General features: G+C 51.1%; 10 protein-coding genes. 1 reads left to right on the top strand and 9 read right to left on the bottom strand.

Annotated features, from left to right (window positions below):
- Positions 1-23: 23 nt before the first annotated feature.
- The 8 genes from ACJJI8_RS16980 to ACJJI8_RS16945 form a co-directional block, all read right to left on the bottom strand.
- Positions 24-677 carry a response regulator gene (locus ACJJI8_RS16980; protein ID WP_413665673.1) on the bottom strand — a complete coding sequence of 218 codons (654 nt, stop codon included), beginning with the start codon at positions 675-677 and terminating at the stop codon, positions 24-26.
- Positions 678-1,226: 549 nt separating this feature from the next.
- Positions 1,227-2,243 (bottom strand): UDP-N-acetylmuramate dehydrogenase, encoded by a 1,017-nt coding sequence (gene murB, locus ACJJI8_RS16975; RefSeq protein ID WP_444933116.1) that lies wholly within the window; start codon positions 2,241-2,243, stop codon positions 1,227-1,229.
- A gap of 11 nt (positions 2,244-2,254) precedes the next feature.
- Positions 2,255-3,022 (bottom strand): 3-deoxy-manno-octulosonate cytidylyltransferase, encoded by a 768-nt coding sequence (gene kdsB, locus ACJJI8_RS16970; protein ID WP_444933115.1) that lies wholly within the window; start codon positions 3,020-3,022, stop codon positions 2,255-2,257.
- Entirely contained in the window at positions 3,012-4,046 is a 1,035-nt protein-coding gene (lpxK, locus tag ACJJI8_RS16965; RefSeq protein WP_444912975.1) for a tetraacyldisaccharide 4'-kinase, read from the bottom strand. Before lpxK ends, kdsB begins: the two co-directional genes overlap by 11 nt.
- A gap of 9 nt (positions 4,047-4,055) precedes the next feature.
- Positions 4,056-5,885, bottom strand: a complete 1,830-nt coding sequence (msbA, locus tag ACJJI8_RS16960; RefSeq protein ID WP_444917054.1) for a lipid A export permease/ATP-binding protein MsbA — start codon at positions 5,883-5,885, stop codon at positions 4,056-4,058.
- 83 nt (positions 5,886-5,968) lie between these two features.
- On the bottom strand, positions 5,969-6,388 hold the full coding sequence (locus ACJJI8_RS16955) for an ExbD/TolR family protein (RefSeq protein WP_444897173.1): 420 nt from the start codon (positions 6,386-6,388) through the stop codon (positions 5,969-5,971).
- Between the two features lie 15 nt (positions 6,389-6,403).
- Positions 6,404-7,027, bottom strand: a complete 624-nt coding sequence (locus tag ACJJI8_RS16950) for a MotA/TolQ/ExbB proton channel family protein (RefSeq protein ID WP_413665667.1) — start codon at positions 7,025-7,027, stop codon at positions 6,404-6,406.
- 113 nt (positions 7,028-7,140) lie between these two features.
- Positions 7,141-9,720, bottom strand: coding sequence for a DNA internalization-related competence protein ComEC/Rec2 (locus tag ACJJI8_RS16945; protein WP_444933114.1), 2,580 nt, complete (start codon positions 9,718-9,720; stop codon positions 7,141-7,143).
- A gap of 270 nt (positions 9,721-9,990) precedes the next feature.
- On the opposite strand from ACJJI8_RS16945, the gene ACJJI8_RS16940 reads away from it, so the two are divergent.
- Positions 9,991-10,929, top strand: coding sequence for a porin (locus ACJJI8_RS16940; protein ID WP_444933113.1), 939 nt, complete (start codon positions 9,991-9,993; stop codon positions 10,927-10,929).
- Positions 10,930-11,050: 121 nt separating this feature from the next.
- On the opposite strand, the gene ACJJI8_RS16935 is transcribed toward ACJJI8_RS16940, so the two are convergent.
- A complete protein-coding gene (locus ACJJI8_RS16935; RefSeq protein ID WP_444933112.1) occupies positions 11,051-12,535 on the bottom strand; it encodes a bifunctional 2-methylcitrate dehydratase/aconitate hydratase in 1,485 nt (494 codons plus the stop codon).
- Positions 12,536-12,618: the final 83 nt, after the last annotated feature.

The raw sequence follows: 12,618 nt of genomic DNA, 5'->3' as shown, positions 1-12,618 counted from the left end.
TTAAGAAATCAGCCACTTTTCAATTAAAGTGCAGCATCTGGGTCGAGAATTTGGTGTTTAACAGCGAGGATCGTCAACTCTACATCACTATTAATATCCAACTTCTCAAAAATCCTGTAGCGGTAACTATTCACCGTTTTGGGGCTTACCGAGAGAGACTTTGCAATATCCGCAACCTTGGCGCCATTGACGATCATGTCTGCAGTCTGCAATTCCCTTTTAGATAATTTTTCAAACGGAGATTGCTGATCATCCTGGCCACTGACACTGCGCATCGCCATTTTGGTTGCCATGGAATTACTGATAAAAACACCACCTGAAATAACCGTCCGTATCGCTCGAACCATTTCTTCAAGGTCCGCGCCTTTAGTCACGTAACCCATTGCCCCAGCCTGCATCAAGCGGCCCGGGAATAAATCATCATCGAGTGCACTAACGGCAACAACCTTTGCCTCCGGGCACCGCTGCAGCAGCTTTCTAGTCGCTTCAAGGCCGCCCATTCCTGGCATTTTTACATCCATCAGAATGACATCAACATTAGACCGGCGAACGAATTCCAGGGCCTCCTCGCCACAATTTGCCTCTCCGGCGACTTCTATATCCTCAACATCACCCAGCATGCGCGAAATACCCATTCGCACAAGATCGTGATCATCCACCACTAAGACTTTGATCAAGCTATCCCCAACTACGGATAAGTGCAGTGGCTACGCGGCGTATACATCCTCAACGCACGAGCTCTATAAACTGCGTTCTTCTTTTTAGCTCACGGTGAAACTACCCCGTGTAGGTCCCCCCGGAACCCAACCGCAACATACCAGACAAAAACGCTACTGCAAAGCAGAAGCACCGTTTCAAATGCTGCTGAACAGACATTTGACCACAGGATCTTGCTGCCTTTATAACATTTAATTATAGCGTAAAAACGTACCAGTTAATTTTTCTGCGATCAAGATGAGCACTTCCGCAAAATTTGCGATAGAAGATTCATTTTATCGCAGAAAATATTTATGAAAGAAATCGGAATATGAGAAAATGTTAGAGGTTGAATTCGTTATAACAAAATAATCGTCAACAACTAGAACAATTCTCTACTGAAATTCAGACTGAAAACTGCCAACCTCACCCAATAACTTGCACTTTCTATTGGGTACTTCCTAACTGTAATTCAGTGAAGAATAAAAGAAGGGATTGCCCGCACCCTCATGCAAACAATCTTAAATGGGTTAAGGGTAATAGCGCGGCTCAGGCTCCAGGGTAACACCAAACTTAGCCTGCACATCAGAAGCGATAGCGCGAGCCAATCTTGTCACTTCATCACCTCGGCCCCGGCCGGGATTAACCAAAACCAATGCCTGCTGGTGGTGAACACCAACCGCTTCTTGCCGCCTGCCCCGCCAACCAGCGCGATCAATTAGCCAGCCCGCAGCCAGCTTCCAACCTTCACCGCTGGCATAAGCTACTAAATCGGGATGTTCCGATTTTAGGTTTTGGTAAATGTCCGCATTCACCACAGGGTTTTTGAAGAAGCTCCCCGCGTTGGGAATCTGATCGGGGAGCGGCAATTTACTGTTGCGAATATCGATAACCGCAGCGGCAATTTGCGCGGGTGTTAAGGAGTTACAATCCCATCCTTGCTGGTCAATAAATTGCTGCAGTGCCGGGTAAGCTACTTTGGGCTGCCAATCTTGCGCAAGGCGAAGATTAACCTGGGTAATAATAAATTGATCGCGCAACTGCCCTTTAAACACACTGTCCCGGTAATCAAACTCACAGTCCGACACGGAAAAGTTATGTAGTGCACCGGTAGAAATTTCCATGGCCTGCAAACTGTAAAAACAGTCGCGCAACTCTACACCATAGGCGCCTATATTTTGGATTGGGGCTGCACCCACTTTACCTGGAATCAGCGCGAGGTTTTCCAAGCCTCCAATACCCTGCTCGACAGAAGACATAACCAGCTGGTGCCACCCCTCGCCGGCCGCCGCCTCAATCGTACCGCCACAACCATTGGGAGCAATTGTTAGCCCTCGCAGCCCCACCTGAATGGCAAGCCCGGGAAAGTCTCCCGTTAATACGATATTACTGCCTCCACCCAAGGGCAGAATCGGCAAACGCTTCTGCTGCGCAAAGCTCAAAGCCTCACGCAATTCATCCAGGGTTTCCACTCGCGCAAAATAAGCCGTGTTGGCTGAAATCGCCAGAGTATTGTGGGGCTGTAAATCGATATTGGCTTCAATCATTAGGTTCTACATCAGGCCAGGGTTTCTCGCATACGCTGAAGATCCTGCTCAGTATCTACGCCACCGGGCACTTCTGCGCAGGCATCCGCTACGTGAATCTCTTGATCGTGGTAAAGAAAGCGCAGCTGCTCCAGAGCCTCGAACTTTTCTAGCGGGGCCATGGGCCAGGAGACAAACTGGCGCAATAGCGCAACACGGTAAGCATAGATACCAATATGGCGACGGGGTTCCAAGCCCTCTGGTAGTTCACTGCTATCCAACGCGAAGGCATCTCTGGGCCATGGGATTGGCGCTCGGGAAAAATACCTGGCCAACCCGGACTCTGTTGTCACCACCTTGACGACATTCGGGTTGCGAAAATCCTCCACTGAGGTGATGGGTTCCGCCAGGGTTGCAACTCCGGCTCGCTTTATAGCTGCCAGGTTTTCAGCCACTTGATTTATTACCTCAGCGGGTATCAAGGGTTCATCGCCCTGCACATTAACCAAAATGCGGTCCTCTGCAAGGCCCAGGTTCTGAGCCACCTCCTGCAGTCGGTCAGTTCCCGAAGCATGCTCGGCAGATGTCATACACACCTCCGCGCCGAAGCCGTGGGCCACCTCCGCTACACGCATATCATCGGTGGCGATAACCACCCTCTCAGCATCGCTCTCACGGGCACGCAAATAAACATGCTCCACCATCGGCTTGCCACCGATATCAGCCAGGGGCTTGCCTGGCAGGCGGCTGGAACCATAACGCGCGGGAATAATCACATCAAAAGAAGAGTTATTTTTCATTTTCACTAAACTGTTGCAGGTGCTTGTGCACCTTTTGATAAAAAAGGTCAGGCAACTTGGCCCGCACTTCGAGCGCCCACCAGTGACTCTCCCAGAAATCGCGACATTTCACCGCATCTTTCATGGTCATGATCACGGGGGTTTCCCCATCGAAGTGCAGTTCCTGGGGGCTGAATTGATGATGATCGTCAAAAGGTTGCTCTGTCACCTCGAACCCCAGCGCTTGCAGTGAACGGAAAAACCGCTTGGGGTTACCGATCGCTGCCACCCCGTGGCAAGGCCCCACTTCAGGCCCTGACGGCAGGCGCAATGTGGAGGTTTGGTCGAGGTTAAACTGGTGCCAGCAGGAAGGCTCGAGCGTCATTTCAAACTCTAAAAGCCCTCCGCACTGATCCCTGACCTTGGCTTCTGGCTCTCCATTACTTACCAGCATGTCGACGCTTTGCAGGCGTGTCACCGGTTCCCTCAAAGGCCCTCTGGGCAGCATATGACCATTGCCCAAACCGCGATGACCATCAACCACACAAATTTCGTAGCTCCGCCACAAACTATAGTGCTGCAGCCCATCGTCAGACAAAATAACATCGCACTGGTGATAGTCGATCAGGGCCTGCGCCGCCTCGGTGCGATTGGGAGAAACCATCACCGGCACACCAGTGATCAAGTGCAGCATCAGCGGCTCATCCCCGGACTCCAGGGGGTGGGATTGGGCAGTCACCTGATAGGGATATTTTTCTGCGCGACCACCATAGCCACGGCTGATAATCCCCGGATTGCGACCCCGCTCCTTTAGCCAGCGAGCCAGCTCCGCAACCAATGGCGTTTTACCCGCACCGCCAACGGTGATGTTACCGATGACGATGACAGGAACTGATAAGGGCTCCGGTGGAGTGCGAGAACTCATTACCCGGCGCCGCTTGCTCACCCCCCCATAGAGTAATTCCAACGGGGTAAGCAGGGAGAGCGAGCGACCTTCACCCTTTTCGGGGTACCAGCGCTTGTTAAACCAGTCTTCCAGTGACATCCAGGTGCCCTACCCCATTGTTTGCTGCTGTAACAGAGATGCGTATCGACCACCCTGGGCGAGCAGCTCTGCGTGATTCCCGCTCTCTACAATTCGACCTTTCTCCATCACCAGAATGCGATCGGCATTCTCGATCGTACTCAGGCGATGGGCGATAACAAACGTAGTGCGGTTTTTCATGACTTCAGCCAGAGCCGCCTGAATATGGCGCTCCGATTCATTATCCAGTGCTGAGGTAGCCTCATCCAAGATCAGTATGGGCGCATCCTTAAGCAGGGCACGGGCAATAGACAAGCGCTGACGCTGGCCGCCGGAGAGCATCTGCGCATTATCCCCCAGAACCGTATTCGCCCCCTCAGGCAGCTCTTCAATAAATTGAGCTGCATGTGCCTGCTCCATAGCACGCAGAACATTTTCCTTGGGTGCATGCTCTAATTCACCGTAGGCAATATTGCGATATACAGTGTCGTTAAACAGCACGATATTTTGGGAAACCATACTGATATGGCGGCGCAACTCTTTAAGAGGCACCTTGGAAATATCAGCCCCATCGACCAGGATACGTCCACCTGTCGGCTCGTAAAACCTAGCCAGCAGACTTACCAGCGTGCTCTTGCCGGAGCCAGATGCACCCACCAGGGCCACCGTTTCTCCCGGATTTACCGCGAAACTGATGTCGGAGAGTACTTTGGGTGCTGCCGGGTCATAACTAAACTCAAGCCCTTCAAAAGCTACTGTGCCATTCACAGGCTTAGGTAGCTGAGCTTCACCATCCTGGGGCTCTCTGGGAGCATCCATTACTTCAAAGATACTCTCCGCTGCCGCAATACCCTTTTGGATATCGGCAAAAATTTCAGAAAGGCTGCGCACCGGCTTGGCCAGGGATGCAGCCGCACCAATATAGGCGGCAAAAACCCCAGCAGTCATGGACTCAACCATACCCGGTGCCAGAGCCAGCCAGACAATAGTTGCGGTAGACAAACCAACCAGTATCTGAATCACAGAAACACTGGCATTGTTTGCTACTACGAGCTTCATAAACTGCCGACGGTTATTGTCACTGGCAGAGAGGAAGCGGGATTTCTCGTAATCCTGCCCCCCATACATCCGCACCACTTGATAGCCATTGATCGCCTCCTGAGTGACATGGGTAACGTCGCCCATGGAATTCTGGATGCGATGGCTTAATTTGCGGAAACGCTTACCCACGATACGCACAATAAAGGCGATCAAGGGGGCAAAAAGGAAGAAGGTTAAAGTCAGCTTCCAGTTCACCAGTAACAGGTAGGTCAAGAGACCGATTACCGTAAACGACTCCCGGAAGAGTACCTTCACCGCCTTGGTGATGGAGTTGGTTACCTGCTCAACATTGTATGAAACCTTTGAGATCAGGTAGGCGCCGGTATAGCGGTCAAAATAGGAGCTGGGAAGCTGGCCAATTCTCTCAAATAGCTGTGTTCGCAACTCGTGGATCACTGCACGGCCCACATAGGCCAAACCATAGCTGCCGACAAAATTGCCAATAGCCCTAAGGACAATAATCAGCAACATTGCAAGCGGTACAAGCCAACGAGCAGTCTCCTGGGGCATTACTCCATCGGGGTAATAGGATGCTACAAACTTTGAGAGAAACCCGCGACTCTCTTGGATACCTGCCCCCACTGCATCGAGCAACAGCTCGGTCACAGCAATCAGGCTGACACCCATGATCGAAAACAGGAAGAAGCCCAGTACCGCAACCCCGAAAATCGCCATGTGCGGGCGGGCATAAGTGAGCAATCGACGGTAAGTTTCCGCCCCATTTTGCGGTTTGCTGGGGGGCGCTTTTACTTTCTTCATACAGACCAATGAATGGACTCGCCCCAACTGGGGCGAGTGGGCACAGAAACCGAAGGTAAGTCAGCTCCCTACAGGGTTCCGCGCTAGTTTTCTTCCGGCTGCCGTGTAGTAATGCTTAGGTTGACAAAGCCTAGCTGTCCAGCGGCATCCATTGCCCGAACCACGGCTTGGTGATGAGCGGTGGCGTCGGCGGTTATCACAAGCGGGCGATTGTACTCGCCTGCGGAAACTTCCGACAGCGCAGATTTGAGGGTGTTGATCTTCTTATTGATCAAAGCTTGTCCATCTACTGAATAAGAACCATCAGCACTGATCAAAATCTCTACAGATTTTGGTTGATCAACAGACTGAGGACCTGCTGCTTCAGGTAGGTTCAGCTTAAGATGGCTTTCCTTGGTGAAGGTTGTAGACACCATAAAGAAAATCAACAGCAGGAATACCACATCGATAAGTGGTGTCAGGTTAACCCCTTCCTGCTCTGTGGCTTGGCGGCGGAATTGCATCGCTTGCTACCCCGCTCAGGCCGCATCTTCGATTTTACGATCGCTGTGCAGAGCATCCACAAGCTTGACAGCTTCCTGCTCCATTGCCACAACAATCGTGTCAACGCGACGCTGGAAGTATCTGTGTGCCATTAACGCAGGAATAGCGACAGTCAGGCCAGCGGCAGTGGTGATCAATGCCTGGCTAATACCACCGGCCAGTACGCCTGCATTACCGGTACCCTCCACCATAATCGCGGTAAAGACCTGGATCATACCGATCACAGTACCCAGCAAACCAATCAGCGGTGCTACGGCAGCAATCGTGCCCAGAGCACCCAGGAATCGCTCCAGTTCATGCACAACCTGGCTGGCAGTTTCCTCGATGCTATCTTTCATTACTTCGCGACCGTGGCGGGAATTGGACAGGCCCGCAGCAAAAATTTTTCCCAGTGGGCTGGAGTCGCGCAGCTCCTTCAATTTTTCCGCATTGACCTGGTTATTTTTAAGCCAGCCCCATACCTCACCTAATAAAGTACGTGGTGCAATATGCTGCGAGTGCAAAGTCCAGAAACGCTCGACACAAATAGCAATAACCGCTACAGAGCAAAACAGGATTGGCCACATCAGCAGGCCGCCGGATTTTATTATCTCAAACACTTTCTTAGCCCCAGAAAACCAGAGGGAATTTTTGGAAAATTATTACTGCGTCCTCGACGCAGAGCAGCACTTTATCACAGCTGGTGCCGGCGGCTAAGTCCTCCCACGCATCCTTATTCCCTGTTGTGACTCGCATACCAAAACCGTGGTGCCAAACGAGCCTGTAAAATTTGCGGCTCTTGATCTCCAGCTCGCCAGAAAAATTCTACCGCTCCGCTCTCCGCAGTACTGAAAATACTGGCACCGAAGTTTTGGTAGCGCTTCACAACATCGGTGTGAGGGTGGCCAAAGTGGTGTCGGAAACCGGCACTAAATACAACCCGTTTAGGCCTGGCCCATTCGAGCAAAGCAACCGATGAGGAAGAGCGGGAACCATGATGAGGCGCAATCAGTACGTCAACAGCGGGAAATTGTGGATACATTTTAGACAGTTGATATTCAACCTTACGACTGATATCCCCAGTAAGCAGTAAACGCACCCCCTGCCATTCAGCCAAAATTACACAGCTGTGATCGTTCTCCTCACCATCCAGTAATTCCTCTCCCTGTGCCGTTAAGGAGGGCCATAACCATCGAAATGATATATCTCCCAGTTGCTCTTCCGTTCCTGTCCGACACTGCTCAGTAATCGTGGTTGGCGATAATGGTAAATTGCTAGCTAAAGTCCCCGGGGCATAGAGTTTTTTTGCTTCAATGTTACTAAGCAAACCCGCCACGCCGCCGGCATGATCCCTGTCGCCATGGCTGACGATCAGCACATCGAGTTCACTACCTCCGCTACTCATCAAGTAGGGAGCCACTATCGAACCTCCCGCGCTCCAGCCCGAGGGGATTGAAGGCCCTGCATCGTAAACAATACGGCTTTTTCCGGTGCTGATAACTACTGACAACCCCTGACCAACATCCAGCACTGATAACTTCAAACGCTCATCTGCCGGCGCCAATGTAGAAAGCCAGGGCTGAGCAACTGGAAGAAAAAATAACCAGCCTAACTTGCGTCCTGGCAACCCTTTAGGCAGCAAAAGTAGCACCGCGCCAAGCCCAGCGATGACTATCACCAATGCAGTGGAGGCAATCGCAAAACCACGGAACCCCGGTATCGAATGATCGACAATATCGAGCGCAGTCATCAGCAGATCCAATTGCCAACCTGCAAACTGCAGCAGCCAAACACCCAGCTGAGTATCAATAAATACAGCACCTAACATAAGTGATGGCAAAATAGACAGGCCCATCCAGGGAATCGCTACAAGATTGACCAATACACCTGAAAGGCTAAAGCCAGAAAAATATATTATCGATGGGATAAACAGGCCAATTGCAATCAGCCACTGGCTTCGCAACAGCTGCCATAACGGTAACTGGGAAAATCGGTGCTGCCATGAGGTTACAGCACCAGGGGCCTCAGCCTTCGGCCTCCATTGCGGCTCTCGACTTAAGCTAATTCGCCCACTGAACCCCAAAAGCAGACTGCCGACGGCCACAAAGGACAACCAAAAACCAGCACTGTAAAAAGCCAGTGGCTGCAGGGTAAGCACTATTGCCAGAGCCAATGAAAAAGCAATACCCGCTCCCAGTCTGCGCCGCCAGTGCCACCCCAGCAACAGCACCCAGGTCATTACAAGCGCACGTTGCGCGGATAGAGGAGCGCCGGCGATCAAGGTATATACAAGGCTCGCCACCAAGGCGAGTCCTATCGCAATACCAAAACGGCTGGTGCCCGTAAAAAGCCCAATCCCTTTTGCCAGTACGGTGCCCATCAACAAAATACAACCGGCTACCATGCCCACATGTAAGCCGGATATGGCAATAAGGTGGCCCGTACCTGTCCTTTTAAGCAGGTCGGTATCACCTTCGCTCAACTGACTGCGATCCCCAAGCAATAGCGCAGCTATCAGGTCCGGTCGCTGGATCGGTAACTGACTAATTAGGGAGCGCAATTCATCCCTTAACCCGATAATGCCATTCCCCTGCCCCAGCCACTGAGGAGGATAATCGCGGGGGCGAACATACCCTGTTGCCGTAATTCCCTCTCGCAAAAGCCAGCCTTCATAGTCGAATGTATGTGGATTAACGCTCCCCCTGGGAGTTCTCAATCGCACAGGCAATATCCATTGAGAGCCACCCCGCAGGCGAGCCAGAGCCTCATCGTCAACTCGATACCAGGTTAGGTTGAGAAGGCTTCCGATAGGTAGCTCTGGCGGTGCTAACTGGCCACCCTCTTCACCTAAAGAACTGGAAACAATATCCACAACTCGAGCGCGAAAACGCACCGTTTGTGATTCTGAACTAGCGCCAAACCCTCCCCCCTCAGTTAATTCAGGCAGCGAGACCAGGTTCAACTGAAGTACGAAGTCCGCACCATGTGCACCGAGGGGGAGCCGGCGATCCAGCGATGCTTCATGAGAGTGGAGTGCCCAGGTCGCACCAATAAAGGAGAGAAAGATCAGAGCAAGGGGGCGCCAGCGGCGTATTACCACCCAGGCAAACAAGGCTAGAGAGAGATACAGTCCCCACAGAGTGCTTTCAGCGGGTAATCGGGCAAGACATCCCACTGCGATAATAGATAGCGAATAGACCCAAAGATATATGCTGGGCCCCATGTAGACGACAATGCCTCTCGCCTTAGCCAGCAGGCGAGAAAGCCGCTGAATTCGCTCGCGAAAACTCCATAATTCCAACCCCAGCGCCATCCCTTACACCATCTTTTTGTTCAACTATTGACCACCTTCACTCAAATCAACGATGATTGCGAACCGCCGCTTCAGGCGCCTAAAACCTTAATATGGCTAGCTAACCTGCCATTCATAGCACTGGCCAGTCACATATTTTTAAGAAAAATGCCATTTTTAACATGTTTGTAATATTCAAAACGCAGAATCCGCACCAAATCGAAAGGCAGCCAACTAGGACGACACGGAAGGCACCTTTCAACCCAAAACCATAAACTGTGCGAGACGATTATGAATAAGACCGCTCTCTCTCTGGCCATCGTTGCCATGGTACCTGCTCTGGCCAACGCCCAAGATGAAGGCGATGTACTCGACTTTTACGGCAAAGCCAACGTCACCTTCCAGGCTGCCGACGAAGGTGACGATTCCGTCACTGACGTTCAGAGCAACGCTTCCCGCCTGGGCGTTAAGGGTGAAATAGCCCTGACTGAAGGCGTTAAAGGTATCTACCGTATGGAATACGAAGTAGATATGGACGGTGACGCTGACGATACTTTCTCCCAGCGCAACATCTACGCAGGTCTGGAAGGCGGCTTCGGCCAGGTCATCGCTGGTAAGTTCGATACTCCCCTGAAAGTTGCCCAGAAAAAAGTTGACCTGTTCAACGATCTGGAAGGCGACATCAAGAGCCTGATCACCAACAGCGATAACCGCGAAGAAGATGCGCTTCAGTACACTACCCCTTCTTTCGGTGGCTTCAAAGCTTCCGCTGCTTTTATCAGCAACAAAGAAGAAGTTATTGACGACGTAACTGGTGAAGAGCGCAACAACGGCGTATCCATGTCTGTCGCCTACGACAACAACGGTGTTTACCTGGCCTACGCTATGGACCAGGACGTTGAAGATCAGGACGTTGATGTTCATCGTTTCGTAGCCCAGTACAACATCGGCCCCGTACAGGTAGGTGCGCTGTTCGAAGAACAAGACGCTGACGACGGCGAAACTGTTGATGGCTGGATGGGCTCTGTTGCTTACAAACTGGACCAGTGGACACTGAAAGCCCAATACGGCCAGTCTGATATCAAAGAAGAAGGCGGTGAGACTTTCAGCCTGGGCGCAGACTACAAATTCAACAGTGCAGCCAAAATTTTCGGCTTCTACACCGACGAAACTGCTGACGACGACTACGATCGCAGCTATGCCGGTGTTGGTGTTGAATACAAGTTCTAATCATTCCTGAGGTGCGGCGATCCAATTTGGGAAGTGCGATTCTGTCGCATAGGGAAGATTGAGCAGTGAAAAAGGCGGCCTTTGGCTGCCTTTTTCACTCTGGAATTTCCTAAAAGGCCTTCTAAATAACCAATAGATCCATAAAGCGATTAACTGACAACTGCTTTAACCCTTGAAGATCATTAATAGCTGCAAATATTTTGTTAGCCCGCCCTTGAGGGAATCGCGTAGCTAAATTACTACGGAACTTATCTTCCAATAACGGAACCCCCTCCCGTCGGCGACGGCGGTGTCCCATCGGATATTCAACTTCAATCTTTTCTGATGCGTCACCACTTTTAAAAAATACTTGTACCGCACTGGCTATAGAACGCTTATCTGGGTCTAAATAATCTTTTGAGTAACCTTTATCTTCTATCACTTCAATCTTGTCCCGCAAGATATCGATCTCTTTGTGATCGCGATGAAAACCGTCTTCATAAAAACCTGGCTGTAAATCACCAAAAATAAGCGCCACTGCAACAATATATTGCAAACAGTGATCCCGATCTGCCGGATTATTTAATGGACCTGATTTAGTGATGATGCGAAGGGCTGATTCATGTGTGGTCACCACTACTTTAGTAATATTATCGATACGCTCTGCAACCCGTGGATGTAAAATAATTGCCGCCTCACAAGCTGTTTGACCGTGAAACTCAGCCGGATAAGAAATTTTGAACAGGATATTCTCCATGACATAGGAGCCAAAACTTCTGGGGAACTGAAAATTGCGTTCTGATGGTGGTTTCAGTTGCTGCTCAGCATTTGTCTTGCTAAACAGGACATCATAAAAACCCCATTGCTTTGCCGTAAGTACTCCGGGCACTCCCATTTCTCCACTTATCGCCAAATCAGCCAAGCGAACCCCACGGGAACTGGCATCACCTGCAGCCCAGGACTTGCGTGATCCAGTATTCGGGGAATGCCTATAGGTCCGCAATGCTCCACCATCCGCCCACGCCTGAGACACCGCCGCCATTACTTCCTCCCGCCCAGCCCCCTTAAGCCAGGCAGTCACAGCGGCAGAAGCAACCCGCACCAGTAGTACATGATCGAGCCCAACCCGATTAAAGCTATTAGACAATGCCAAGACACCTTGAATCTCGTAGGCTTTGACCATTGCTTCGAGTACCGCGCCCATTTTTATTGAGCTTCCCCCTTTAACTAATCGCCCTTGCGACAGGTGGTCACAAACGGCCAATATTGCCCCAAGATTGTCAGAGGGATGCCCCCATTCAGCCGCCAACCAAGTGTCGTTGTAATCGAGCCATCGAATTGTACAGCCGATGTCCCATGACGCTTTTATCGGGTCCAAGCGAAACCGGGTGCCAGGTACCCGGGCCCCATTCGGCACCCATGTCCCCTCCACCCAGGGTCCTAACAACTTTGTACATTCAGGGAAACTCAACGCCAGAAAGGCACACCCCAAGGAGTCCATCAGGCTTAACCGTGCTGTTTCCCAAGCATCACTGGAACCCACTTTGAAATGAAGCACATAATCTGCGATATCCTGTATCACCTGATCGTAATCGGGGCGGATATTCGGAGCGGGGTCAGCAATCATGATTGAATAGCCCGTGAAATTGTCGGAGGGCAAAACAGATGGAGTAAGATTAGCTGCTTCCTAAACTTCAGATAGTCAAACAA

Source organism: Microbulbifer maximicatervae (SeqCode) (genome assembly GCF_052467695.1).
Note: the sequence above shows the minus strand (reverse complement) of the source record. Positions and strands in the feature narration are given on the sequence as shown.